This window comes from Limosilactobacillus fastidiosus (assembly GCF_014145505.1).
GTDB classification, from domain to species: domain Bacteria; phylum Bacillota; class Bacilli; order Lactobacillales; family Lactobacillaceae; genus Limosilactobacillus; species Limosilactobacillus fastidiosus.
Map to the genome: position 1 here is coordinate 55,229 of NZ_JACIUZ010000031.1, position 25,842 is coordinate 81,070.

Below are 25,842 nucleotides of genomic sequence, written 5' to 3' on the forward strand. Positions count from 1 at the left end.
CAAGAAAAATTCTTAGTCTCTACCTTTTTTAGTGGATAACATTCTAATATTTTAAATTATATTCGTAAACTAAGGCTGGTTCTTTACCAACCCGGGTAAAATTATGTAATTCATTAATTACGTTTATTTCTTGCTCGCTAAGTTGGAAGTTGTAGATATCGATATTTTGTTTAATCCGTGCTTCATGGATCGACTTTGGAATGAAGGCAACACCACTTTGTAATTGCCAGCGCAAAACAATTTGGGCTGAGGACTTTTGGTGCTTTTTAGCAATTTTTTCTAAAAGGGGGTTATTAAGGATAGTTCCTCTTCCAAGGGGACTCCAAGCTTGAGTAACAATTTGGTGGGCACGATCGTATTTGATTAACGGAAGTTGGTTCAAATGGGGATGCCGTTCAATTTGGTTAACTACCGGCATTTCGTGAGCCTGGGTTGCTAAGTATTGGAGATGAATCATTTGATAATTACTAACACCGATTGAGCGGGTTAGCCCTTCCTTCTTTAATTCTTCTAGTGCAGCCCATGTGTCAAAGAAAGCTCGTTCAATTGGCCAGTGGATTAACAGTAGATTAACATAGTCAAGTTGGAGTTTTTTGAGTGAATCTTTAACTGAAGCAATGGTTTGTGTATAGCCTTGATTTGGTTCAGAAACCTTTGTAGTGATAAATAATTCTTCCCGAGGGAGAGCTAACTCAGTTAAGGCATTACCAATTTCTGCTTCATTTTTGTATAGTTGTGCAGTATCGAAGAGGCGATATCCAGCATCATAGGCATATTTAATTGAAGAAGTGATGGTACTTTGATCAGTGATCTTATACATTCCAAATCCCTCTTGAGGCATTGTTTGACCATCAGCAAGCGTTAAAAGATTAACTGATTTTTTCATTATTGATAATTACTCCTTTGAGTGTAGTGGTGCAATAGTGGTTGATTGGCGTTTAATGATTTCAGGTGAATAATATTTAACTTTTTCGACTGTTTGACCATTAATCATCTTGAGGATCATCTTACCAGCATCTTCTCCTAACTTTCTTTTGGGGTGGACGGCGGTTGTTAAGTTTGGTGAGATGATTGCAGCCATATCATAGTTATCAAAGCCGACAACTGAAATATCCTCTGGGACACGAATACCATTTTTTTGTAAGTGACGAATTACCAGTGTGGCAAGTTGATCATTATAGCAGGCGATTGCGGTAATAGTTGGATTTCCTTTAAGCATAAGCTCTACTTTATTGATGATCCCTTCAATTGGATCACTGGATTGGTACATAATTGTATTAGCTTTAGTTGTAGGTACTTCCTCATCCTGATAAGCTTTGATCATTCCAGACATGCGATCGACTCCCTGCTGATCGTTAATTTGAAAAACACCGAGAATGTTGGTATGTCCTAATTCAAAAAGATAGCGAATTAAATCCTCTTCCGCTTCTTTATCACGAGTAAGGAGTGCAGGAAAATTAAATCCTGGGTAAGTAGAGTGGAACAAGATTGTCGGAATTTGGTAGTTTTCAACCTGTTGGTAAAGATCGAGGTTTGGATTAGGCATGGCGCTTTCTGTTGGCTCAATGATCAATCCGGCAATTTTTAGATCTAACATGTTTAAAATTGTTTGTCGTTCCCGTTCATGATTATTGAGTGTATTTCCGACAATTAATGAATAACCCTTATCGGCAACGACACTGTCAATCCCAGAAATAATTGAAGGAAAGATGTAATCAGCCATGTGGGTACTGATTACACCGATAACTTTATTTTTTTCGATATCAGTCCAGTCTTTTTGCCAATCTTGGACAAACATTCCGCCACCTTGAATACGATAAATATAGTGTTCATTTTCAAGATCACCAACGGCACGGCGAATCGTATAGCGAGAAACGTTAAAGCGTTTCATTAATTCACTTTCGGTTGGTAATTTAGCATTAATTTGATATTTACCGTCAATAATTTCGTTACGGAGAGTTTGTTTAACTGTTTCGTATTTCACTTCCAATGGCTGCTACTCCAATCTTTTCCTTATCTAAAATAAAAGGCCCTATAACTAATTTGATTATAGGACCAAAAACCGTTAAATTGGTTAACTTATTTTTTCTTTTTGTCAATTTCGATTAGCTTGTTATCTAAATCAGTCCGTACGACTAAAACATCACAGATGGCTGTCCGGGTAACAAATTCGGTGACAGAACCGATTAGGATTCGTTCAACGGCGTTTAAACCAGTGGCACCAATCATAATAAGGTCAGCATTCATTTCCTTAGGTACATCACGGGCAATGATTGTCTTTGGCGCACCATATTCAATTGAGTAGTTAATATTCTTAACGCCTTTTTCTTTAGCGTAATCGATGTATTTATCGAGAGTCTTCTTTGCAGTTTCGGTAACTTGTTCAACCATTGAGCTATCAAAACTAGAAATATTTTGGAATGCTCGAGTATCTACGACGTGTAGTAAGCGTAATTCTGTTTCTTCACCATTCCGCTTAGCAACAGCAACAGCCTTCTTGAAAGCTAATTCTGCTTCTTCAGAACCATCTACTGGAACCAAGATATGTTTGTATTGTTGAGCCATGTTATGGTGCCTCCTTAATTATTTACTTCTATTATACACTGAAATAAAAATGACAGTAAAGCCTCAGGTGTCTAGTTTTTTCGTTGCTCTGCTTGGAAATAACCCATGAGTGAATAGGCCATTAAAGTTTCACAAATACAACCAATTACCACCATCGTAACGATAAAGAAAATTGAATTTGTCCATGCTGCAGTAATTGCAAGAATTCCAATTACTAAAAGGATAGTTCCCCATACCAGGAGCGCTTTTGAAAGTGCTGAGTGCTGTTTGGGATGAAAGATCAGAAAGGGCTTATGAAGATGAGTTAGGAAAAAGCAACCTTCATAAGTGGCGATTAAACCAAAAATGGTCATAAGGATAGCTAGTAGCATGATTTAAACCTCATAATTTATGATATTTAGAAAGAGAAAAGACCGGTAAAACATTAACGCTTTCCGGCCCTTTTAACTATTATGTACGAAAACTCCGTTAGTGCCGTTAATTGTCATTCAGTGTTGACCTGTGTTTAAGACAGGTGGGACACGGTTGCTAGTTATTCAGTTACCAAGTGAAAAGGCATACTGGCCAACTAGCAAAACACTAGTCCCAATTTTATAAGACTGTAAGGCAAACCTGCGTTTAGACAACGCGTACACCACAGAATTTTCATTAATTATGTTAGCATGATCTGGTGTAATGATCAATCGATCAGTGATTATGGGGTTGTTGGTAAAGCCCCTTTTTCTGGGCGTTTTTAAGTTGCCAATATTGATTACCAAATGCTTGCTCAAAGCGACCATTTTTCTTTGGATGAAAGTACTGGGCATTCTTAATGCGGTCTGGAAGGTACTGCTGGGCAACCCAATCTTGCGGATAGTCATGAGGAAAAAGGTAATCGTTTCCGTGTCCTAACTTATGCGCCCCTTTATAATGGGCATCTTTTAGGTGGTTAGGGACTTCCCCAACTCCGCCGGCCTTTACTTGTTCAAGTGCACTATCGATTGCACTGATTCCGGAGTTTGATTTTGGCGAGAGGCATAACTCAATCACAACGTCAGCTAAAGGAATTCGTGCCTCAGGGAGCCCAATTTGTTGGGCTGCTTGGACAGCTGTCACGGCACGTTGAACGGCAGGCATATTTGCCAAACCAATATCTTCATAAGCAATTACGATTAGACGTCGACAAATACTAATTAAGTCACCAGCTTCAATTAAGCGCGCAAGGTAATGTAAAGCGGCGTCAGTATCTGATCCCCGAATTGATTTTTGAAAAGCAGAGATAACATCGTAGTGAGCATCCCCGTTCCGATCGCTGTTAATTATTTTCTTTTGGACACTTTCTTCAATTACCGAAAGGGTAAGGTGAATGATATTATCTTCATTCGGATCAGTTGATTTAGCTGCTAGCTCTAGACCGTTTAAAGCACTTCGGAGATCGCCATTTGTTGCGGTTAAAAGGTGTTCTTCAGCATCTAAATCTAATTTAATGGGCATTTTACCTAGACCACGTTCTGAATCAGTGAGAGCACGTTTAACAGCAATTTTCATTTCACTAATACTTAAAGGGTGAATCGGAAAAATTTGGGTACGACTTCGGATGGCTGGATTAATACTAATATAAGGATTTTCGGTTGTTGCACCGATTAAAATAATTCGGCCACTTTCTAAGTGAGGAAGTAAGAAATCCTGTTTGCTTTTATCCAAACGATGGATTTCATCGAGCAAAAGGATTACGGTACCACTCATTTTTGCTTCTTCGGCAACAATCTGCAGATCCTTTTTGGTATCTGTGGCTGCGTTAAGTTTACGAAAAGCATACTTAGTTGAACCAGCAATTGCACTTGCAATACTTGTCTTTCCCGTACCAGGGGGCCCATAAAGGATAAGAGAAGAGAGCATCTTGGCCTTTACCATCCGGGAAATAATTTTACCAGGACCCACAAGATGTTGTTGGCCGACAACCTCATTAAGGGTTCGTGGCCGCATTCTATATGCTAGAGGCTGCAAAACTACTCTTCCTTCCTATCAAATAATCTTTCCCAAAAATGTTTTTTTGGCGTAGACTGCTCAGTTCGTGACTGAGCAGAAGCACCGGGATAACGTTTTTGAACATCAATTGGTGATTGGTAAACAGCGGTTTTAGCTGCTACAACAACTGCTAATGAATCAGGAGTAGTGCGAAATTCTGGTTCTGTTTTTAAGGTAAAATTAGCATTAGCATCAGTAGCAACTTTAATGTAATTTCGGAATTTTGAATGAGGAAGGTTATCGTTCAAGAAAACTTGATTACCAATTCCACGTTCTAGTTCTTTGGCAACCGCAAAGGACCAATCACGTTCCTCAAATTCAGTAACACTGATTGTTAAACAAACTCGTTCGCGAAAGGTACCAAGATATTTTCGTTGCTCGTCCGGTTTGATTTTCGGGGCTCCATAGATTGCATTATCGATTCGTTGCTCCATTGCGGATTTATCTTCTACCATAGCATTAACCTCCCGTTAATGTTTTTACTATTATACCAAGAATAATTAATTGGAGATATATTAAAAGCCCCTTAGCAGTATAGCTGCTAAGGAGCAAAAAATTAATTACCAATGTCCAATGCTTGGTGTTTTAATTTGGGGAAGATCTTCTTGTCAGCCCAACCAGTAATTGCTCCTTGGAAAACAAGGGCAAATAGGGTACCAAGACCAAAGTTGTAGATCCCACCTTGCATGAATGCTGCAATGATTGCCATGATTGTTGGTGGAATGTATGATAACCACATTGCGATTGTTGCATTCCCCTTGCAATAACGAAAACGAATAATTTGAAACAGATCATCGGCTGGATGAAGGACAAGATTAGCTCGTTGGTAAATAGAAATAGCTGTTCCGATGAAGGCAACCCCTAAGAAGTTAATAAATACGTAGAGGATAATCATGGGAAGAGTAGTGGCATCAGGCATAATTCGGTTGAAAATATTTGAGAACCACTGGATAAATAGTGAAAATGGCAGCATGAAAATAAAGTTACCCCCAATTCGTCGCCAATCCCACTTATGTAGCAAAATAGCATTTAAAACGGATATCAACATTCCCAGAACCATAAATGCCCAGAAAAGAGTTGTTGGCTTATTACCTAAAACAGCAATTCCTAGGTTGTTTTCAGCAGCAGTCCAGTATGCTGAACCTAAAAACTGAGGGTGAATATGAGAACTGGTTACCAGGGTTAAAACATTCCCCATTGAATTAATTATAATTGAAAAAGCAAAGAAAGCCCAACTTGCTGCTAAAGAAATTGTGCGTTCTTGTACTTTTCCTTGCGTTAGAACATCGTTGTTCATTATTATCCTCCTTTAATGAGTTAACTTATAATCGTGAAAAAATTCACGCTCTTTACAAAAAGTAAATTTACAACCTTCTGTAGGGGTTGTCAATAGTGTAATAATAATATATTAAAATGATATAATTTTTTTAATAAGACTATATGTTAACCGGTTAACATATAAGTGATTTTAAACACAAAATTTGCCAATTAAAAAAATTTTAGTTATTTTGATTAGGAGGAGGGAAAGGCAATGAAAATTATTATTTCACCAGCAAGAACAATGAAAAGTGATCTAGACTCTTTGCCGTATTCTGGTCTTCCTAAGTATTTGGCACAAAGTAAAGAGATATTAAGCTGGTTAAGAACGCGTAATTATGAACAATTGCACCAATTATGGTGGAATTGTAGTGAACGACTGACAAAAATAAATTACCAACGAATTAAAAAAATGGATCTTACTACGAATTTAACCCCAGCAATTCTAGCTTTTCAGGGACTTCAGTATCAATATATTGGAGCAGGAGTGATGACTGATCAGCAGTTAAAATACCTTCAAGAACATTTGCGGATTTTATCGGGATTTTATGGAATATTAAGGCCTTTTGATGGGATTACTTTATATCGTCTTGGGATGGGAGATAAGGCAACGGTTAACAATACTAAAAGCTTATACGAATTTTGGGGTGACCGATTATACCAAGATCTTTTTACGAACAATCATTTGGTAGTCAATTTAGCTTCAAATGAATATAGCAAAATAATTCGGCCCTTTTTGAAGAGTAACGACAAGATGATTACCTGTATTTTTGGTGAAATGGTTGATGGCAAAATTAAACAAAAAGCAACTTTAGCAAAGATAGCTCGGGGAAATATGGTCCGGTTTTTAACGGAGATTGGTGCTAAAAAAGTAACTGATCTTAAAAAATTTTCTACTGGTGGATATAGGTTCAGGGCTGATCTCTCTACTGAAAAGACATTTTATTTTGAATTGGTTAAGTCATGAACAAAAAAAGATCTAGAAACTTGTTAGTGGTTTCTAGATCTTCAGCTTTTAATTAATTAAAGGTATTTCTTGTAATACAATACTTTATGGAAAGGAAAATGGTTGTTTAAGATATTCACTAGTGACTAAACTTAACTTTTAATTTTATTAGTCCTATGATCTAATCAATTCTTGAACATCATAGTTTATAAGTTAAAACAACAGATGATTTATTGAATTTTTAGAAGTGAGAAAGTAGGAGATTAGCACTTTTAAGTGAGCGGTATCTACTTATTCAAATTATTCATCTGGCGAAAACGGTTCTTAAAGATTTAGTATCTCGTTGTAACATGGCTTAGTAAAAGATACCTATATCTAAAAACTTGATCTAAAGAGTTCCTTTAATTACAGTAATCATTAGTAAATTGAGATAGGCATATTTTATTTAAGGAAGTATAAGGGAACTCCTGGCTGAGGGAATTAGACTAATTGCCCAATTAATTAGTTGAACATAAATAATAATTATCATTTACTATTATGGATATATAATATTTTTAATATTTTAGCAAATGAAGTGAACTTAAATCTAAGTTTTTACTATCAATTGATAATTAATTTAAACAAAAAAGGAACCGGAATTTCCGGTTCCTTTTTTGGGAACAAGTAATAATTAAATATTACTTGTTGTAGAATTCAACGATAAGTGATTCGTCGATATCAGCATCCATATCTTCACGAGCAGGGATACGGTTTAACTTACCTTCAAGCTTATCAGCGTCGAAATCAACGTATGATGGACGAGAAACAACTGCTTCAACAGCGTTCTTAATAACATCAAGGTTCTTTGACTTATCACGAACAGCGATAACTTGATCAACGTTAACTTCGTATGAAGGAATGTCAACACGCTTACCATCAACTGTGATGTGACCGTGGTTAACCAATTGACGAGCTTGACGACGAGTAGTAGCCAAACCAAGACGGTAAACCATGTTGTCAAGACGACGTTCAAGTAAGGCCATGAAGTTAGCACCGTGAGTACCTTCCTTGATCTTACCAGCACGTACGAAAAGATTTGAGAATTGACGTTCAGTCATTCCGTACATGAAACGAAGCTTTTGCTTTTCACGAAGTTGAGTACCGTATTCGGAAAGCTTACCATGGCGGTCACGACCGTGATCACCAGGAGCATAAGCCCGACGAGCTAATTCCTTACCAGTACCTGAAAGTGAAACACCTAAACGGCGTGAGAGACGCCAACTAGGACCTGTATAACGTGACATAAATAAAATCCTCCAATATTTTTGTTGGAGTAAAATAATCCGATGTGAGATTGACATTCGTGCAGGTTGATTTGAATCTTTCACCCTTGCAGCTGGGTTACTAAAAACACCTTTTGGGCACCAATCTGTTGACGAGCTTGCCCCTCACTGCTGCATTATTTTACACAAAGACTAATATACAACAGCTAGCCCTATTTAGTCAATAGTAGACATAAGCCGCTTAGCAAATTCATTCATTTGATCAGCAAACGATTGATCAAACCGACTAAGTACTGGAGCATCAAGGTCAAGAACGCCGTAAAGAGTGCCATCTTTCTTTAGCATCGGGACGACAAGCTCTGATTTAGCGGCGCTATCACAAGCAATGTATGAAGAAAACTTAGTGACGTCGTCGACAATTTGGGTTTGTTTAGTTGATGCTGCAACTCCACAAACTCCCTTGCCAAGCTCAATATGCATGCAGGCGACTTTTCCTTGAAATGGTCCAAGATCAAGTTGGTTACTTTGAGAATTGTAAAGGTAAAAACCAGCCCAGTTTAAGTCAGGGATACTTTCGTTAATTAGCGCACTGGCGTTTGCTAAGTTTGCAACCGCAGAGTGCTCACCAGTTAAAAGTGCTGAAATTTGTTCATTTAATAGGGAAAGCTCTGTCATGTTCAATCCTTCTTTCATAAGTGTTAAATTGATCCCAGTAATGATGGTTCATTATGGTATAATTTTCATAGAATTTTAGAGCCTTTATAGACACTTTGTCAATAATGGCTTAAAGATGTAGGTGGATAAATTGGTTTTTCAAATAATAATTGGGATTTTAATTGTTTTTGCTATTGTTTTAGCTAGCTTGTTTTATTACCAAAAACGGGTTATTCGGCAATATGAGCAAGTAAATATGCAGTTAGAAAGAATAAATGATATGAAGATTGGTCAGCAATTCGAAAAGGTTGATCAACTGAGTGTCACTGGTGATTCACAGGAACAATTAAAGAAATTAAAAAGAGAATTTCAAGAGAAAGTTGATCCACAAAAAAAGAAACTTACGGATCAACTAAAGGCAATGAAAGCACTTATTCATACAAGTAAATTTCTTACTCTTTCTAGTAAACTGAATGATTTAAGTACGGCAATCCAGGAATTAAGTGATCAGTACTTACAAATTAAGTCGGCCCTTCATCACTTAGAAGAACTTCATCGAGCGCACAAACAAGCAATTGATCAAATTAAACAGCGTTATCGTCATTTTCATCATGTCCTTGATGAAAAGAGTTTTGAGTATGGCGACAGCGTTAAGGCATTGAATAAGCGGCTTAATGATCTTGAACAACAATATGAACAGTTCACTAAGCTTAGTCAATCTGGCGATTATGATGCGGCTCAACAGGTTTTAACTGATTTAAAGAAAGAAAATCAACGTTTAGCTGATCTGATTAACCAAGTTCCAAAACTTTATAAGCCATTGATAGCTGAATTTCCAACCCAGTTAGATGAGTTGACAAGTGGATATCAACAATTAACGAGCCAAAATTATCGCTTTACTACAGATAATATTCCAGGAAAGATTGACCAACTTCGTCAATTATGTCGGGAGAACTTAGAGCAAATTAATCGACTCGAGCTCGACGGGGTTGAGAACGCAAATAAGGATATTGCCGATCAAATTGATGACTTATACGCGACAATGCAAAGTGAAATTGATGCACAACCACAAGTTAAACATTTGATGGGTGTGCTAGGCGAATTCATCACTCATGCAGCAAAGCAAAATACCGAATTAACTACTGAATTGGATCGCTTGAGTATTAACTACACGTTAAATAATCATGAAGTTGAAACGGCTCGATCATTGAATGAACAGATTATTAATATTAAGAAGGAATATGAAGATGATCAGGAAGCTATCAGGGATCATACTGCAATTTATAGCCAGGTACTTGTTCGACAAACTAAGAATGATCAGTCGTTAACTGAAATTGAAAAGCAACAGGCAAAAATTAATGATGAAGTTGCTAAGTTGCAGGGAGATCAGCAACGGGCTGAGCAAATGCTACAAAAATATTCAACCAGATTAAGAACCACTAGGCGGCAAGTGGAACGATTAAACTTGCCTGGTTTGCCAAAAGATTACTTGAACTATTTCTTTGGGGTAAGCGATGAAATCAAGCGCTTAGCTGATGAATTACGAAAATACAAGGTTAATATGGATGAGGTAACTAAACAATTAATTATTGTTGAATCTGATTTGGAAACCCTTGGTGAAAAGACTAGTGATATTCATGATAGTGTTGAATTAACTGAGCGCCTTCAACAATATGCAAACCGTTTTAGCGATAACCAAAAGATTGTTGCTGCGGCAGCAAAATCACAAGAAGAATTTAATAAATTTAATTACACTGCTAGTTTGGAGACGATTGCAACGGCATTAGAAGAAGTCGAACCAGGTAGCTATAAGCGAATTGAGGATAGTTACTACCACGAAAAGCAGTAATTAGTAGTATAAAACGCAGATCTTTTGTCTATTAAGGAGAAAAGATCTGCGTTTTTAATTGTTATCTGTTATAATTAAAAATCGGTTTAATGGCGTCGCAACCAAAATATCTATCCAATTTTAGCGCATTGATAAAATTTATAATCAAGCTTTGTTTGATGAAAGGAAAATAAGCATGATCTATTTTGATAATAGTGCGACAACTCAGGTAGCACCTGAAGTTCTCCAAACCTATAACACGGTTAGCCAAAAAATTTGGGGTAATCCAAGCAGTCTTCATAATTTTGGGGAAGAAGCTTGGAATTTATTGGAACAGGCACGGCAACAAATTGCTAACCTATTTCACGTTAAACCTGGTGAAATTATTTTTACCAGTGGAGGCTCTGAGGGAGATAACTGGGTAGTTAAGGGAACTGCGATGGCTAAACAACGATTCGGTAAGCATATCATTACTACTTCCGTTGAGCATGCAGCTGTTCGGAACCCGGCTGAGCAGTTAAAAGAACTTGGCTTTGATGTGACCTATCTTCCGGTTGATAAGGAAGGGCGGATCAATCCGGCAGACTTAAAGGCGGCAATTCGTCCTGACACGATTTTGGTTTCAGTTATGGCAGTTAATAATGAGATTGGGACAATTCAACCAATTAAAGAGGTTGGTGAAGTTTTGAAGGATTATCCCAATATTCATTTTCATGTTGATGCGGTTCAAGCAGTTGGTAAAGGTCTCGATAATATTGTCTTTAGCGATCGTGTTGACTTTGCAACTTTTTCTGGACATAAATTCCACGCACCACGGGGTACTGGATTTGTCTATGTTAAGGCCGGTCGGAAAATTGCACCATTAGTTGCAGGTGGGGGACAAGAACGTGGCCTTAGAAGTGGAACGGAAAACACGCCTGGTGTTGTCGCAATGGCACGGGCAATTCGTTTGGTCAAAGAGGGCGAAGATGCTACTGTTAAACGGGAACAAGCTATCAAGGAACGAATTTATAATCACATTAAGCAATTTGATCACGTGAAAATCTTTTCCGGACGTGATCAAGGATTTGCTTCCCATGTCCTTTGTTTTGCAATTGTAGGTGTTCGGGGCGAAACGATTGTCCACGCATTTGAGGATCAGGGGATTTATATTTCTACTACTAGTGCCTGCTCATCAAAGAAGCATGCTGAGGCCGGCACCCTTGCTGCAATGAAGGTACCCGAAAAGGAAGCAACCAGTGCAGTGCGGATCAGCCTAGGTGACCAAAATACGCTTGAAGAAGCAGATAAATTTAATGAAACCTTTGATAAACTTTATATGGGTTTTAAGAAGATTATTGAATAAAGAGGGGGAAGATTAGTGGATTACACTGAAATTATGGTTCGTTATGGTGAGCTATCGACCAAGGGCCATAACAAGAAAAACTTCATTGATCGTCTTGGTGCGAATGTGCGGAAAGCACTTCACCAGTTTGATCAAGTTAAAGTCCATGCACAACGTGACCGGCTTCACGTTGAATTAAACGGAGCTGACTATAACCAAGTAATGGAACGTTTACAAGATGTTTTTGGAATTCAAAATTTTTCACCGTCTGTTAGAGTTGAAAAGACATTTGAGGCGACTGCTAAGGCTGCTGAACAGATGATTCGTGAACAAGTTAAGAAGCCAATTACATTCAAGATTAATACTCGTCGCTCAGATCATAAGTTTCCTATTGATACGTTTGAAATGAATGATCAGCTTGGTGGTTATCTTTTAAAAAAGTTCCCGAACTTGTTAAAGGTGGATGTTCACGATCCTGATTTAACTCTTCGGGTAGAAATTCGCCTAAACGGGATTTTCCTTTCAAGTGAAACAATTGCTGGGGCTGGTGGTCTTCCTGTTGGAACTGCTGGCAAGGGAATGATGATGCTCTCCGGTGGAATTGATTCACCGGTTGCTGCTTACTTAGGGATGAAGCGTGGCGTTTCCATGGAAATGGTTCACTTCTTTAGTCCTCCATACACTAGTCCTCAAGCTTTAGCTAAGGCAAAACAATTAACGAGTAAACTTGCTCGTTATAGTGGTAGTATCCGTTTTATCCAAGTTCCATTTGCTGAAATTCAAGAAACCGTTAAGGAAAAGATTCCTGAAGGTTACCTGATGACAGTCCAACGTCGGATGATGTTGCGGTTAGCGGCAGCAATTACAATGAAGCGTCATGGCCTTGCAATCTTTAATGGTGAATCTTTAGGTCAGGTAGCTTCTCAAACAATGGAAAGCATGTTAGTGATTAATGACGTTACTAATCTTCCGGTATTACGACCGGTTCTTTCCTACGATAAGACAGAGATTATTGATGTGGCGAAAAAAATTGATACGTATGATCTATCAATTATGCCGTATGAAGATTGTTGTACTGTCTTTACACCACCTTCGCCAAAAACTAAGCCAAACCTTGAAAAAACACGGAAATATGAAGAACGTTTAGATATTGATGGTCTCCTTAAGCGGGCACTTAATGGTATTGAAATTACAGAAATTCATTCTGGCGAAGATTTTTTGAACCAAAATGAGGATGTTTTTGCAGAACTTCTTTAAAACTTCTGCTTGACGATGGTTTTTAAATTGGCTATCATTACAAACAAATAGTAAATGCGTTGATCAAAAGAGTAGTTAGTTGTTTTCTTGACAGAGAGGGAATAATTGATGGGATATTCCTAGAAGACAAGTAATGAAAGTAGTTTGGTAGCACTCTAGCTGAAATGGTAGTAGGCTGGAACGGTTCATTTTACCGTTATAAAATGAATGAGTGAGGTTACACAATGGTAGTGTAACTTAAAATAGGTGGTACCGCGGAACTCGTCCTATCTTTAGGGCGGGTTCTTTTTTTCAGCGTATAATACTTGATAATTAATTACTTAGAGGAGGACTCTTGATGAGTACTGATAAGGAAATGTCCACTAAGTATGACCCCACAGCTGTTGAAGCTGGTCGTTATCAATGGTGGATTGATCAAGGCTTATTTAAGCCGAGTGGAGATAAAAAGGCACATCCATATTCAATTGTTATTCCACCGCCGAATGTTACGGGGAAACTTCACCTGGGACACGCTTGGGATACAACATTACAAGATATGATCATCCGGCAAAAACGGATGCAGGGTTACGATGTACTCTGGCTACCAGGAATGGATCATGCTGGTATTGCTACTCAAGCAAAAGTTGAAGCTCGGTTACGAAAGCAAGGAGTTTCTCGTTATGACTTAGGTCGGGAGAAGTTTGTCCAACAAGTTTGGGACTGGAAAGATGAATATGCTGACATCATTCATAAACAATGGGCCAAAATGGGAATTTCTGTAGATTATGATCGTGAACGTTTTACCCTTGATAAGGGATTGAATGAGGCAGTTCGGAAGGTTTTTGTTGATCTTTACAATAAGGGCTTAATTTATCGGGGAACTTACATTATTAACTGGGATCCACAAGCAAGGACTGCATTATCAGATATCGAAGTTATTCACAAGGACGATAAGGGAGCCTTCTACCATGTTAAGTACCCATTTACAGATGGGACGAAGTTTAACGGTAAGGACTACATTGAAATTGCAACAACCCGTCCAGAAACTATGTTTGGGGATGAAGCAGTTGCTGTTAATCCACATGATGAACGTTACAAGGATCTGGTTGGTAAACATGTTCGAGTTCCGTTAGTTGATCGGGAAATTGAAATTATTGCGGATGATTATGTAACTCCTGATTTTGGTACTGGGATGGTAAAGATTACCCCAGCTCATGATCCAAACGACTTTAAGGTTGGTAAGCGTCATAATCTTCCTGAATTAAATACGATGAACGAAGATGCCTCAATGAATGAAAATGCCGGAAAGTACGAAGGAATGGACCGCTTTGAAGCACGAAAGGCTATCGTAAAGGACCTTGAGGATCAAGGGTACATGCTTAAAGTTGATCCGATTGTTCACTCAGTTGGTCATTCCGAACGGACCGGCGTTCAAGTTGAAGCGCGGCTTTCAACTCAATGGTTCGTCAAGATGAAGCCGTTAGCAGAAGCTGCATTGAAAAACCAGGAGACCGATGATCGGGTTAACTTTATTCCTGGCCGGTTTGAACATACCTTTACTCAATGGATGGAAAACATTCATGATTGGGTTATTTCTCGTCAATTATGGTGGGGACACCGAATTCCAGCTTGGTATAACAAAAAGACTGGGGAAGTTTATGTTGGCATGGAAGCACCTCAAGATGCTGAAAACTGGGAACAAGACAAGGATGTCCTTGATACTTGGTTCTCTAGTGCGCTCTGGCCATTCTCAACAATGGGTTGGCCCGACACTGACTCTGCAGACTTTAAGCGTTACTTCCCAACTAATACCTTAGTAACTGGTTATGATATTATCTTTTTCTGGGTTTCTCGGATGATCTTCCAATCGCTTGAATTTACCGGGAAAGCACCATTTAAGAATGTTCTGCTTCACGGATTAATTCGTGACGAACAGGGCCGAAAGATGAGTAAGTCTCTTGGCAATGGGATTGATCCAATGGACGTGATCAAGAAGTATGGGGTTGACGCATTACGGTGGTTCTTGATTACGGGTTCCACTCCGGGACAAGATATTCGCTTCAGTTACACGAAGATGGATGCTGCCTGGAACTTTATCAACAAGATCTGGAATGCCAGCCGTTACGTTATTATGAATCTTGGTGATATGACGGCACCGGTCCTTCCTGATAAGAGTAAGTGGGACCTAGCTGATCGGTGGATCTTAAGTCGACTAAACGCTACCGTTAAACAAGTTAACGCCCAATTTGAGAAGTTCGAATTTGGTGAAGCTGGTCGTGCTTTATACAATTTCATTTGGAATGATTTCTGTGACTGGTACATTGAAATGACCAAGGAAAAGCTAACTAATGGTTCTGAGGAGGAAAAGGCTAACACCAAGAATATCTTGGGTTACGTTCTTGACCAGATTTTGAAGTTAATGCACCCAATTATGCCATTTGTTACCGAAAAGCTTTGGCAATCAATGCCTCATGATGGAAAGTCAATTATGGTTTCCCAGTACCCAGTTGCCCATGATGAATTTGATGACAATGCTGCCACTGAACAGATGAATCACTTGATTGAATTAATTACTGCTGTTCGGAACATTCGGAATCAAGCAAATGCACCAATGTCCAAGCCAGTGGATTTGATTATCAAGGTAGAAAACGAACACCTGGCGGAAATCTTTAAGGAAAATAAAGATTACATTGATCGCTTCTGTCATCCAGAAAATCTGATTATTGGGACCAATGTTGAAACACCAAAACTTGCCTTATCTGGAATTTTAACTGGGGCTGAAGTTGATATTCCAATGGCAGAATTAGTTGATTTAGATGAAGAACGAGCACGGATGAAGAAAGAAATTGCTAACCTTGAGAAGGAAGTGCAACGTTCTGCAAAGAAGTTAGGAAACGAAAACTTTGTTAAGAATGCTCCGGAAAGGGTTGTTGAAGAAGAACGGACTAAGGCTAAGGAGTGGCAACAAAAACTTGATGCTGCTAAGGATCGCTTAACTTCGCTTCAGGATGCTTAATAATTATCTTTAATAAACGAAAAACGTGTATGATGAAGAACTCATTTATGCACGTTTTTTATTTATACTTTTATATGAATTATATATCATTTGATAAGAGAGAAAATTCAAATGTAGCAGGCACTTAGATCGAAAAAAGATTGAAATAATTATTAATAAAAATTGTAATTGTTTATCAACAGTATTATTATTAAAGATGAATGAAACGCGGTAACGGTTTCACGTATATTACTTTTTGGAGGGAGGCCTTTATTATGAGTATTCTTAGTCTTGCTCGATTTCAATTTGCAATGACGACGGTATACCACTTTTTCTTTGTTCCTTTTACTATTGGGACAGCGTTTATTGTTGCAATTATGGAATCAATGTATGTTCATACTAAGAATGAGTCATATAAAAAGATGGCGAAATTTTGGGGAAATATATTCCTCTTGAGTTTTGCCGTCGGAGTTGTTACAGGTATTATTCAAGAATTCCAATTTGGGATGAACTGGTCTGATTATTCACGGTTTATGGGAGATATTTTTGGTGCCCCATTAGCTTTGGAAGCTTTGCTATCATTCTTTATTGAATCTACTTTTATCGGTCTCTGGGTATTTACCTGGAATAAAGTAAAGCCGGGACTTCATGCTTTCTTTATTTGGATGACTAGTTTTGGTTCACTTACTTCTGCCCTGTGGATTTTAACTGCGAACTCATTTATGCAGCACCCAGTTGGTTATGCGATCCGTGGTGGTCGTGCAGTGATGGTTAATTTTAGCGCTTTGTTAAAGAACCCCCAGTTATGGTTTGAATTTGGTCACGTTATTTTGAACGCGATTATGATGGGTGGTGTTATCTTTGCTGGATTGACTGCTTTCCAATTATTAAAGAAACGATCAATTTCAAATGAAGCGCGGATAATTTACAAGAAGACAATGCGTTTAAGTCTGTGGATGTCATTGATTTTTGCCATTTTTGGTCTGGTTCTTGGCGATATGCAAATGCAATACCTTGTTAAGGAACAGCCAATGAAATTCGCAGCAACTGAAGATGTTTACACAACTACTGGTAATCACGCCCCATGGACGATTGTGGGAATAGCGAATACAAAAGAACATAAGGTTCAGGACAATATCGATATTCCATATGTATTAAGTATTTTGTCTTATCATAAGACTACCGGAGCCGTTACCGGGATGAATGAACTAAATGCACAGTACAAAAAGAAATACGGCAAGAATATTGATTATTATCCACCGGTAAATACATTGTTCTATAGTTTCCGGATCATGTGTGCAATTTCTGCTTGGATTATTTTGGTTTCATTCGTTGGCTTAATTATGAGTCGTAAGAAGTCCGGTTACCTTTACAAGCATAAGTGGACACTGTGGGTATTAGCGCTTACAACCTTTTTACCATTTATTGGGAACACTGCTGGTTGGTTTGTCACAGAATTCGGTCGTGTTCCGTGGACAGTTTACGGACTCTTCACGATTCAACAAAGCGTTTCACCAAATGTTTCGGTAGCTTCATTGTTAACTTCTAACATTGTTTACTTTGTATTATTCACAGCATTAGCGATCACTTTGATCGGGTTAATTGTGCGTGAATTAAGGAAGGATCCGACTCAAGTAATTGAGCCAAAATTCAAGAAAGTTCTTGATCCCTTTGATAAGGAGGCGTTCTAAATGAGTTTTCTCCAATTATTATGGTTTGTTTTGATTGGTGTCCTCTTTGCTGGTTTCTTCTTCCTTGATGGATTTGACTACGGGGTTGGAATGGCAACAGTAACGTTATCCAGTGACGAAGCAGAACGGGATCAAATGGTTCGAACAATTGGCCCTGTTTGGGACGGTAATGAAGTTTGGCTAATTACTGCTGGTGGAGCAATGTTTGCCTCATTCCCATTCTGGTATGCCAGCTTGTTTAGTGGTTACTACCTTATCCTGATGTTAGTTTTAGTTGGCTTAATCATTCGGGGAGTTTCCTTCGAATTCCGAAAGCGATCACCGATGCCGCAAAAACGAATTTGGGACTGGGCACTTGGTATTGGAAGTTTTATGGCGCCCTTCTTCCTTGGAGTTATGTTTATTAGTATGATCCAAGGGATGCCTATTGATGCTAATGGTAATTTCCATGCCACTTTCTTTGATTACATTAACTGGTTCTCGGTTGTTGGAGGGGTTGCCCTTACTCTTTTGACGTACCTTCATGGTCTTAATTATATTGCTTTGAAGACGGCGGGAGATATTCGGCAACGAGCAAATAACGTTGCTCAATTTCTCTACTGGGTACTTTATGTTGGCTTGATTGTCTTTGCGTTAATGCTGATCTTTATGACAGACTTTATGAAAGTTCATCCAGTTGCCACAATTGTAATGCTAGTTGTAATGGTTGTTTTGACAATTATTGCTCAAGTAGCTGCAATTAAGGGTAAAGAATTAACCGCTTTTATAGCTAGTGGATTAACTTTGGTTGCCCTAGTAGGCCTTCTCTTTATTGGGTTATTCCCGCGGGTACTGATTAGTTCAATTAGTCCTCGTTATGATTTGTTGATTCAAAATGCATCATCCACCCAGTACACATTGACAGTAATGACAATTGCTACATGCTGCTTATTGCCATTTGTCCTTGCTTACACAATTTGGGCATACTGGATTTTCCGGAAGCGGATTGCCATGCCAGTAATTACGGAGGCTAAGTAAGTATTATGATTGATCGACTACTCTTCACGCTGAAGGGGAGCAAGCAGATCATGATGAAGCTTGTAGGGTTTTATGTCCTGCAAGCTTTTCTTATCATTGGTCAAGCAATATCTTTAGCCTCACTTTTAACAAATCTTTGGGCTGGTTATTCACTAGCAAGCGAATGGGGCTGGTTGCTAGGATTTGCTGGTTGTTTTATTGGGCGGCATGTTATTAATTGGCTTGATACGGTAATACTTGATAACTATGCCCGGAAAACTGCGCAAAAACTACGACAACAGTTATTAGCCAAATTATTTAAGCTTGGTCCTCGATTGGTTCAACAACAAGGAACCGGTAATATTGTTACTTTAACTTTAGATGGAATATCTGAAGTAGAAAATTATATCAACCTGCTTTTTAGTAAGTTTGTCAGTATGATGATTATTCCAGTAATGATCCTAGTAGTTTGTTTTTGGTTAGATTGGATATCGGGGGTAGTGATGCTCCTGGTTTATCCGTTGATTATTCTATTTATGATTATTCTGGGTTATGCAGCCAAGGCCAAAGCTGATCGTCAATATACAAGCTTTCAAGTTCTTTCGAACCATTTTATTGATTCGTTGCGGGGAATTGATACTTTGAAATATTTTGGCTTGAGTAAACGTTATTCTAAGAGTATTTTTCGCTCAAGTGAACGTTTCCGAAAGTCAACGATGAGTGTTATCCGTGTAGCAATGTTATCTACGTTTGCCCTTGACTTTTTCACGACGTTATCAATTGCTGTTCTTGCCGTTTTTCTTGGTTTAAGGTTGATTGATGGTCGGTTATTATTATTTCCAGCGCTTGGAATCTTGATCTTAGCTCCGGAATATTTTATGCCAATCCGTAATTTTGCTAATGATTACCATGCTACCTTGAATGGTAAGAATTCTTTTCATGCGGTTGAAAAAATTTTGCATGAAGAAGTACCTCCTGAACCCCACGTTGATATTAAGCAGTGGCAGGACGATAGTCAATTGCAATTAAATGAAGTTGAATTCCAATATCAACATGGTAGTCGTTTAGCGCCCGTAAATCTTAAACTTCATGGCTTCCAAAAAATTGGGATTGTTGGGATGAGTGGTGCTGGAAAGACTACCTTGATTAACCTTCTTGGTGGCTTTCTTCAACCAACGGACGGAACGATTAAAATTCAAGAGCAAACCGTGAAGACACTAAACATTGGAGATTGGCAAAAACAGATTATCTATATTCCCCAGGATCCGTATATATTTGATGATACGTTGAGAAATAATATTAGTTTCTATACGCCAAACGTTAGCCAGGCTCAAATTGAAAAAGCAGTTAAAATGATGGGACTAGGTTCATTAGTGGCTGAACTGCCTAATGGATTAGATACAATGATTGGTAAGGGGCACCGTCAATTAAGTGGTGGTCAGGCTCAACGAATTGCCCTTGCACGAGCATTTTTGGACCAATCCCGACGAGTTCTAATTTTAGATGAGCCGACTGCCCATTTAGATATTGAAACCGAGTTGGAACTAAAAGAGCGGATGATTCCGATTATGAAAGATCACTTAGTCATATTTGCGACTCATCGTCTTCATTGGATGAAACAAATGGACTATATTGTAGTGATGAAACATGGACAAGTTATTGAGCAGGGAACCTACGATCAATTAATGACCAAGCCAGGTTACTTTACGGATCTCATTTTTGATCGTTCAAAGGAGGGAAAATGATGGATAAAATTCCTTTACTAAAAGCCCTCCGTAATGATCGCTGGGTTCGTCCTTTTTTAAGAAAGTACCGCTGGACATTGGTATTAGCAATTTCGTTAGGTGTTTTAACGTTTGTTTGTGCTGGAGGACTAATGTTTACTGCTGGATACTTGATTAGTAGGTGTGCAACGATGCCATTTAATATTTTACTGGTTTACGTTCCAATTGTTTTAACACGGGCATTTGGGATCTTTCGTCCGGTATTTCACTATGCAGAACGCCTTACTAGTCATAACTGGGTTTTTAAGATGACGTCAATGTTTCGGAAAAAACTCTATGATTCCCTTGAAAGGGACGCAGTATTCTTTAATAGTAAGTATCGGATTGGTGATGTTTTAGGTCTTCTTTCAGAAGATGTTGCCCATATTCAAAACTTATATCTACGAACTATTTTTCCAATGCTAGTCGCATGTGGCCTGTATTTGATTATTGTAATTAGCCTCGGGGTTTTAACACCGTGGATGGGATTGCTAATGTTAGTTTTATTTGGCCTAATTATTTTTGGAATTCCAGTATGGTCGATCTTGGTTAATGGTGCTCGTCAAGAGCAGGAAAAGCAGGCAACTAATCGATTATATTCTGATTTGACTGATAATGTGATGGGAATTACCGATTGGGTTCTTTCCGGAAATTCTGGTAAGTATATGAGACGACATGATAGTGATGAGAAAAAGCTTTTCAGTTCCCAAAGGGTAATGCACCGTTTTAATAATCTTCGTGACTTTGTTCTTCAAATGATGATCCTTTTAGTTATTATCTCAGTGATTGCCTGGGCGTCCTACCGGTTTGGGGGGCATTGGGGAGCTAATTGGATCGCTGCCTTTGTCCTATGTGTTTTTCCAATTGATGAGGCACTCGTGGGGCTTCCGGCAGCTGCTCAACAAACGAATGTTTATACTGATTCACTGGTACGGCTCAATAAACTTCCAGAACCAGCTAAGGTAAATAGGCAAGTTCCGCAAATTAAAGCTCCATACCAAATTAACGTAGATAATGTTAGCTTTAAATATTCACCATCTACCAAGTTGATCTTGGAACGCTTAAATTTAACCATTATGCCGGGGGAAAAATTAGCTATTCTTGGTCGAAGTGGAACTGGAAAAAGTACCATGGCAAGTTTAATTCGTGGTGATCTCTACCCGACAGAAGGAAAAATAACAATTAATGGGGTACCTACGGATGAGTTTGGTGATCATATAGCTGACTATATTGGGGTTGTTCATCAATCACCTTACCTGTTCAATACCACTGTTTTGAATAATATTCGTTTAGGAAATGAAGATGCTACGGAAGAAGATGTCTGGAATGTTTTAAAACGAGTTGGCCTTGAGGAAAAAATTCGTCAGTTACCAGATGGGTTAAACACAAAGATCGGTGAAGCAGGCTTAATCTTTTCTGGGGGCGAACGTCACCGGTTATCGTTAGCTCGAATTCTATTGAAGGATGTTCCGATTGTCATTCTGGATGAACCGACAGTTGGGCTTGATCCCTTAACTGAACAACAGGTGATTGATACTTTTATAAATGAATTAGCTGGGAAAACACTTATTTGGATTACCCATCATTTACAAGGAATTGATGCGATGGATCGCGTTATTTTTCTGGAAAATGGTAGAATAACAATGAGTGGGACTCCACATGAACTGTGGGAAACTAATTCTCATTACCAAAAGTTAAAAAAAGCAGATCAAGGATTATTAAATTAATTTATAAAAAATGTTTTATACTAATAATTAATAGGGGATGAATAATTTATGAAAAAGATTGTTGTATTGGGTGCCGGATACGCGGGACTAAAAACGGTTGTCCTCCTGCAAAAAAAATTGAAGGGCGAAGCACGAATTGTCTTAGTTGATCGGAATACTTATCACTATGAAGCTGCTGATCTTCATGAAGTTGCCGCAGGAAATGTTCCACCTGCAAAGATTTCATATCAGGTTAGTGACTTAATTAATTCAAAGGTAACCACTTTTATTCAAGATGAAGTTGTCAAAGTCAATCCGGATGATAAGACCGTTGAATTGGCTCATCGCGAACAACCGTTGGACTATGACTACTGTGTTATTAGCCTCGGCTTTACTTCCGAAACGTTCGGAATTGAGGGCGCTAAGGAAAATGCTCTTCAGATGACTAATGTAAAAGAAGCTTTAGAGATTCACAGTCATATTATTGATAAGATGAAGGATTATAAGATTACTAAGAATCCAGATGATCTAAAGATTATTATTTGCGGAGCTGGATTTACTGGAATTGAATTGGCTGGGGCATTAGTTGATGCTCGTCCACGGTATGCACAAATTGCAGGGGTCAAGCCTGAGGATATTCAAATTTCTCTTATTGAAGCTTCAGAACGGCTTTTGCCAATGTTTAATCAGGATTTAGCAGATTACGGAATTAACCTCGTGAAGAAGCTTGGTGTCCATCTTTACACAAATTGCTTAATTTCACGGATTAAACCAAGTACAGTAATTTATCAACATGGTCGTGGTAACGGTGATGAATCAATGACTGCGGGAACAATCATTTGGACGACTGGTGTTAGCGGTAGTCCTGTAATGGCAGAATCTGGTTTTAATGAACGTCGTGGTCGGGTTGTGGTTACCGATCATCTGACTGATCCGGATCATGATGATCTTTACATTATTGGAGATGTGGCTGCTGTAATGGCACCGGGTTCACCTCGCCCATACCCCACCACAGCACAACTGGCACTTTCAATGGCTGATTATGCTGCTGATGACATTGCTGACCGGATTAAGAATGGAAAACGGTTAAGCGAACCTTATTCATACAAGTCATTAGGGACCGTTGCTTCAGTTGGTAATACGCGTGGCTTTGGTGTAGCTATGGGACACGAAGTAAAGGGTTATCCTGGTTCATTTATGAAGAAAATGATTGCCAATCGGTCGCTCTTAGAAGTAGGTGGCCTCAAGGAACTATTTGCTAAGGGACGTTTCGATTTATATCACTAGAAGTTTTTTAATGATCGATATAACTATAATGGATCGCTAAAGGGGGAATCCTTAAGATTAGCGATCCATTTGTAGTTTAAATTATGATAAGATATTGTATTAATTCTAAATTGATGATGGGGGAAACAGGATGATTGAATCTTATACCGATGCGTTGAATTTTATTCATGGCCGGACAAAGTTTAAAAAGATTCCAACTTTAGACCGGATGCGACTTTTCTTAGACCGATTAGGAAATCCACAAAATGGCTTACAATACATTCACGTTACCGGAACTAATGGTAAGGGTTCAACGGTAGCGATGATGAGATCGATATTAATGGCCACAGGACTAAACGTAGGGAGCTTTGCGTCACCTTTCATAACCCGTTTTAATGAACGAATTGCTCTTAACGCAGAGCCAATTAGTGATACTGATTTAACGAGGTTAGCAAAAAAGGTCGAACCAGTTGTCCATCAATTAGACCAAGAGCTAGCCACGGGAGGGCCGACTGAATTTGAGATTGATACAGCTATTATGTTTTGTTACTTTGCTGAAAAGAAACCTGACTTAATCCTGCTTGAAGTAGGAATTGGTGGTCTATATGATTCAACGAATGTGATTACATCCTTGGTAAGCGTAATTACAACGGTCGGTTGGGACCACATGAAGTACCTTGGTGATACGTTAGCTCAGATTGCCCACCAAAAGGCTGGAATTATAAAAAAAAATGTTCCGGTAGTGATTGGTCATCTTCCCTTATCAGCCCGTAACGTCATTATTAAAGAAGCGGCAGAGAAAAAGGCCCAGATCTATGAGCTAGGAAAGGAGTTTTCGATAAGAAAGCTTAATCGGCACACAATGAATGCAGAGATTGAATATGATGGTGGAGAATTACACCATTTTCGGGGGAAACTTAATCTATCTGGAGATTATCAGGTAGAAAATGCAGCAATTGCAATAACGACAGTTCAAGTAGCACTGAAGAAATTAGGAATTCCGGTGAATACAGTGGACTTGAAAAAAGGATTAGCGACAACATGGTGGCCTGGACGGATGGAAACTATAATTGATGAGCCATTAGTGATGATTGATGGAGCACATAATCTTCCCGGAATTCAGGCATTAGTAAAGTCAATTCGGGATGATTTTAGTGATCGTAATGTTTACATTCTTGTTGCAATATTAGCTGATAAACAATATGAATTGATGCTCGGGGAATTAGCCAGTCTGGGGAATGTTCATTTAATGGTAACTAACTTTGCGGGTCCGGGTCCTAAGCGGCCGAGTGCTGACTTAACCAGTGTTATTGGTGAGTTTAAGACACGATACCCGATTCAGATTGCTGAAAATTGGCAAAGCGGTTTTGTTAAATTATCCCAAGAATTGGGAACCGACGATGTGATGTTTATTACGGGGTCACTCTACTTTATTTCGGAAGTCAGAAAAATTTTAAAATAATGCAAATCTCCTTTTTTCTCGTTTTCTATATATAGAACGGAAAAAGGAGATTTTTATTTATGTTTTCAGCAGAATCAACTCAATATCTTGAGCTTGTCGCTAGACTTTTAATTGATGGGAGTGAGGAGGGGGACACGCTTTTTCATCAATTTATTAAAAGCTTTCCTACACCTCTTGCTGTGAAAAATATGACAATTGATGAAAAGAAAGAACTTCTTGAAGAAGGAGAACAGATGGAAATCCTTTTAGCAGCACTAAAATTAGGAGAATTAGTTGTTCGGAGTAAGACTTGTTTATTTGGTCATGCCTATTCTAGTCAAATATTGAGTAACGAGGTGATGAATCGATTAAGTGGCGAAAGTCAGGAGAGCTTATATTTAGTTGGGACTGATATCCATAACGACATTATCGATATTAAGCAAATGTTTATTGGTGGACTTAGCGAATGTAATGTTTACCCTGATCAGATCTTTCGGCGGGCATTAATTCAATCTGCTAGTGGAATTGCCGTTGTTCATAATCACCCCTCAGGAAGTGTGGAACCCTCATCAGCTGATCGGGCAATGATTAAACGGTTAGAAAGGGGCTGTCAAATGTTAGGATTGACTTTCCTCGATTTCTTAATAGTGGCTCAAGACAATTATTATAGTTGGCGTGAAAATCAAGCTTTTCAAAAAAATGACGAAATGAAAAATTAAAGAAATCGTTAATTTATTAAAGAATTAGTCTTCTCTGGTAATTTATTGTGTATATTAAAGTTCGTATATGGCGTTTGCTATGGTATAATATGCTCGATATTAGATAAAAATAATTTACTAGATGAA

Annotated in this window: 21 protein-coding genes, 1 other RNA gene and 1 other annotated feature; of the genes, 12 read left to right on the forward strand and 10 right to left on the reverse strand. The window is 38.5% G+C overall.

Annotation, left to right across the window (positions count from 1 at the left end):
- Positions 1-43: 43 nt before the first annotated feature.
- The 8 genes from H5R64_RS04495 to H5R64_RS04530 all read right to left on the reverse strand — a co-directional run bounded on the left by H5R64_RS04495 (position 44) and on the right by H5R64_RS04530 (position 5,869).
- The gene (locus H5R64_RS04495) at positions 44-886 is read right to left on the reverse strand and encodes an aldo/keto reductase (protein ID WP_182580615.1); all 843 of its coding nucleotides are present in this window, start codon (positions 884-886) and stop codon (positions 44-46) included.
- A 9-nt stretch (positions 887-895) separates the two neighbouring features.
- Complete coding sequence (locus H5R64_RS04500) at positions 896-1,990, reverse strand: GntR family transcriptional regulator (RefSeq protein ID WP_182580614.1); 1,095 nt, start codon at positions 1,988-1,990, stop codon at positions 896-898.
- 89 nt (positions 1,991-2,079) lie between these two features.
- On the reverse strand, positions 2,080-2,565 hold the full coding sequence (locus tag H5R64_RS04505; protein ID WP_182580613.1) for a universal stress protein: 486 nt from the start codon (positions 2,563-2,565) through the stop codon (positions 2,080-2,082).
- A 71-nt stretch (positions 2,566-2,636) separates the two neighbouring features.
- A complete protein-coding gene (locus H5R64_RS04510) occupies positions 2,637-2,936 on the reverse strand; it encodes a hypothetical protein (RefSeq protein ID WP_182580612.1) in 300 nt (99 codons plus the stop codon).
- 87 nt (positions 2,937-3,023) lie between these two features.
- Positions 3,024-3,211, reverse strand: a non-coding RNA gene (gene ssrS, locus H5R64_RS04515) — 6S RNA.
- A gap of 41 nt (positions 3,212-3,252) precedes the next feature.
- Complete coding sequence (locus H5R64_RS04520) at positions 3,253-4,530, reverse strand: replication-associated recombination protein A (protein ID WP_182580635.1); 1,278 nt, start codon at positions 4,528-4,530, stop codon at positions 3,253-3,255.
- A 23-nt stretch (positions 4,531-4,553) separates the two neighbouring features.
- Positions 4,554-5,027: a YueI family protein gene (locus tag H5R64_RS04525; RefSeq protein ID WP_182580611.1), complete on the reverse strand. Its 474-nt coding sequence runs from the start codon at positions 5,025-5,027 to the stop codon at positions 4,554-4,556.
- 101 nt (positions 5,028-5,128) lie between these two features.
- Complete coding sequence (locus tag H5R64_RS04530; protein ID WP_182582942.1) at positions 5,129-5,869, reverse strand: fructose permease; 741 nt, start codon at positions 5,867-5,869, stop codon at positions 5,129-5,131.
- A gap of 234 nt (positions 5,870-6,103) precedes the next feature.
- Here H5R64_RS04530 and yaaA point away from each other — a divergent pair, with 234 nt between their 5' ends.
- Positions 6,104-6,856 (forward strand): peroxide stress protein YaaA, encoded by a 753-nt coding sequence (gene yaaA, locus H5R64_RS04535; RefSeq protein ID WP_182582944.1) that lies wholly within the window; start codon positions 6,104-6,106, stop codon positions 6,854-6,856.
- A gap of 656 nt (positions 6,857-7,512) precedes the next feature.
- On the opposite strand, the gene rpsD is transcribed toward yaaA, so the two are convergent.
- Both rpsD and H5R64_RS04545 read right to left on the reverse strand, forming a co-directional pair.
- Positions 7,513-8,118, reverse strand: a complete 606-nt coding sequence (gene rpsD, locus H5R64_RS04540; RefSeq protein ID WP_182580608.1) for a 30S ribosomal protein S4 — start codon at positions 8,116-8,118, stop codon at positions 7,513-7,515.
- Positions 8,119-8,313: 195 nt separating this feature from the next.
- Positions 8,314-8,772: a GAF domain-containing protein gene (locus H5R64_RS04545; RefSeq protein ID WP_182580607.1), complete on the reverse strand. Its 459-nt coding sequence runs from the start codon at positions 8,770-8,772 to the stop codon at positions 8,314-8,316.
- Between the two features lie 130 nt (positions 8,773-8,902).
- Here H5R64_RS04545 and ezrA point away from each other — a divergent pair, with 130 nt between their 5' ends.
- From ezrA to H5R64_RS04600, 11 genes are all read left to right on the forward strand, one after another.
- Positions 8,903-10,600, forward strand: coding sequence for a septation ring formation regulator EzrA (ezrA, locus tag H5R64_RS04550; protein ID WP_220476734.1), 1,698 nt, complete (start codon positions 8,903-8,905; stop codon positions 10,598-10,600).
- Positions 10,601-10,775: 175 nt separating this feature from the next.
- Positions 10,776-11,924 (forward strand): cysteine desulfurase family protein, encoded by a 1,149-nt coding sequence (locus H5R64_RS04555; RefSeq protein WP_182580605.1) that lies wholly within the window; start codon positions 10,776-10,778, stop codon positions 11,922-11,924.
- 15 nt (positions 11,925-11,939) lie between these two features.
- The gene (gene thiI, locus H5R64_RS04560; protein ID WP_182580604.1) at positions 11,940-13,160 is read left to right on the forward strand and encodes a tRNA uracil 4-sulfurtransferase ThiI; all 1,221 of its coding nucleotides are present in this window, start codon (positions 11,940-11,942) and stop codon (positions 13,158-13,160) included.
- Positions 13,161-13,210: 50 nt separating this feature from the next.
- Positions 13,211-13,432 (forward strand) — a binding site (T-box leader).
- Between the two features lie 65 nt (positions 13,433-13,497).
- Positions 13,498-16,155, forward strand: a complete 2,658-nt coding sequence (locus tag H5R64_RS04565; RefSeq protein WP_269448431.1) for a valine--tRNA ligase — start codon at positions 13,498-13,500, stop codon at positions 16,153-16,155.
- Between the two features lie 254 nt (positions 16,156-16,409).
- The gene (locus tag H5R64_RS04570) at positions 16,410-17,825 is read left to right on the forward strand and encodes a cytochrome ubiquinol oxidase subunit I (protein ID WP_182580602.1); all 1,416 of its coding nucleotides are present in this window, start codon (positions 16,410-16,412) and stop codon (positions 17,823-17,825) included.
- Positions 17,826-18,842: a cytochrome d ubiquinol oxidase subunit II gene (cydB, locus tag H5R64_RS04575; protein WP_182580601.1), complete on the forward strand. Its 1,017-nt coding sequence runs from the start codon at positions 17,826-17,828 to the stop codon at positions 18,840-18,842. It abuts the gene before it with no gap.
- 5 nt (positions 18,843-18,847) lie between these two features.
- Entirely contained in the window at positions 18,848-20,566 is a 1,719-nt protein-coding gene (cydD, locus tag H5R64_RS04580) for a thiol reductant ABC exporter subunit CydD (protein ID WP_182580600.1), read from the forward strand.
- On the forward strand, positions 20,563-22,311 hold the full coding sequence (gene cydC, locus H5R64_RS04585) for a thiol reductant ABC exporter subunit CydC (protein WP_372456591.1): 1,749 nt from the start codon (positions 20,563-20,565) through the stop codon (positions 22,309-22,311). The genes cydD and cydC overlap by 4 nt, the downstream gene beginning before the upstream one ends.
- Before the next feature lie 48 nt (positions 22,312-22,359).
- The gene (locus H5R64_RS04590; protein ID WP_182580599.1) at positions 22,360-23,577 is read left to right on the forward strand and encodes an NAD(P)/FAD-dependent oxidoreductase; all 1,218 of its coding nucleotides are present in this window, start codon (positions 22,360-22,362) and stop codon (positions 23,575-23,577) included.
- Positions 23,578-23,707: 130 nt separating this feature from the next.
- Positions 23,708-25,018, forward strand: a complete 1,311-nt coding sequence (locus tag H5R64_RS04595; protein WP_182582945.1) for a bifunctional folylpolyglutamate synthase/dihydrofolate synthase — start codon at positions 23,708-23,710, stop codon at positions 25,016-25,018.
- A gap of 59 nt (positions 25,019-25,077) precedes the next feature.
- A complete protein-coding gene (locus tag H5R64_RS04600; protein WP_182582947.1) occupies positions 25,078-25,716 on the forward strand; it encodes a JAB domain-containing protein in 639 nt (212 codons plus the stop codon).
- Positions 25,717-25,842 lie beyond the last annotated feature (126 nt).

What these genes read in the sequence shown, in the direction of transcription:
- H5R64_RS04530 (WP_182582942.1), bottom strand. Translation starts at nt 5,869, where the DNA reads ATGAACAACGATGTTCTAACGCAAGGAAAAGTACAAGAACGCACAATT.
- H5R64_RS04595 (WP_182582945.1), top strand. Translation starts at nt 23,708, where the DNA reads ATGATTGAATCTTATACCGATGCGTTGAATTTTATTCATGGCCGGACA.
- H5R64_RS04570 (WP_182580602.1), top strand. Translation starts at nt 16,410, where the DNA reads ATGAGTATTCTTAGTCTTGCTCGATTTCAATTTGCAATGACGACGGTA.
- H5R64_RS04505 (WP_182580613.1), bottom strand. Translation starts at nt 2,565, where the DNA reads ATGGCTCAACAATACAAACATATCTTGGTTCCAGTAGATGGTTCTGAA.
- H5R64_RS04565 (WP_269448431.1), top strand. Translation starts at nt 13,498, where the DNA reads ATGAGTACTGATAAGGAAATGTCCACTAAGTATGACCCCACAGCTGTT.
- H5R64_RS04525 (WP_182580611.1), bottom strand. Translation starts at nt 5,027, where the DNA reads ATGGTAGAAGATAAATCCGCAATGGAGCAACGAATCGATAATGCAATC.
- H5R64_RS04600 (WP_182582947.1), top strand. Translation starts at nt 25,078, where the DNA reads ATGTTTTCAGCAGAATCAACTCAATATCTTGAGCTTGTCGCTAGACTT.
- cydC (WP_372456591.1), top strand. Translation starts at nt 20,563, where the DNA reads ATGATGGATAAAATTCCTTTACTAAAAGCCCTCCGTAATGATCGCTGG.
- H5R64_RS04510 (WP_182580612.1), bottom strand. Translation starts at nt 2,936, where the DNA reads ATGCTACTAGCTATCCTTATGACCATTTTTGGTTTAATCGCCACTTAT.
- H5R64_RS04555 (WP_182580605.1), top strand. Translation starts at nt 10,776, where the DNA reads ATGATCTATTTTGATAATAGTGCGACAACTCAGGTAGCACCTGAAGTT.
- cydD (WP_182580600.1), top strand. Translation starts at nt 18,848, where the DNA reads ATGATTGATCGACTACTCTTCACGCTGAAGGGGAGCAAGCAGATCATG.
- H5R64_RS04520 (WP_182580635.1), bottom strand. Translation starts at nt 4,530, where the DNA reads ATGCGGCCACGAACCCTTAATGAGGTTGTCGGCCAACAACATCTTGTG.
- H5R64_RS04495 (WP_182580615.1), bottom strand. Translation starts at nt 886, where the DNA reads ATGAAAAAATCAGTTAATCTTTTAACGCTTGCTGATGGTCAAACAATG.
- yaaA (WP_182582944.1), top strand. Translation starts at nt 6,104, where the DNA reads ATGAAAATTATTATTTCACCAGCAAGAACAATGAAAAGTGATCTAGAC.
- cydB (WP_182580601.1), top strand. Translation starts at nt 17,826, where the DNA reads ATGAGTTTTCTCCAATTATTATGGTTTGTTTTGATTGGTGTCCTCTTT.
- rpsD (WP_182580608.1), bottom strand. Translation starts at nt 8,118, where the DNA reads ATGTCACGTTATACAGGTCCTAGTTGGCGTCTCTCACGCCGTTTAGGT.
- H5R64_RS04545 (WP_182580607.1), bottom strand. Translation starts at nt 8,772, where the DNA reads ATGACAGAGCTTTCCCTATTAAATGAACAAATTTCAGCACTTTTAACT.
- H5R64_RS04590 (WP_182580599.1), top strand. Translation starts at nt 22,360, where the DNA reads ATGAAAAAGATTGTTGTATTGGGTGCCGGATACGCGGGACTAAAAACG.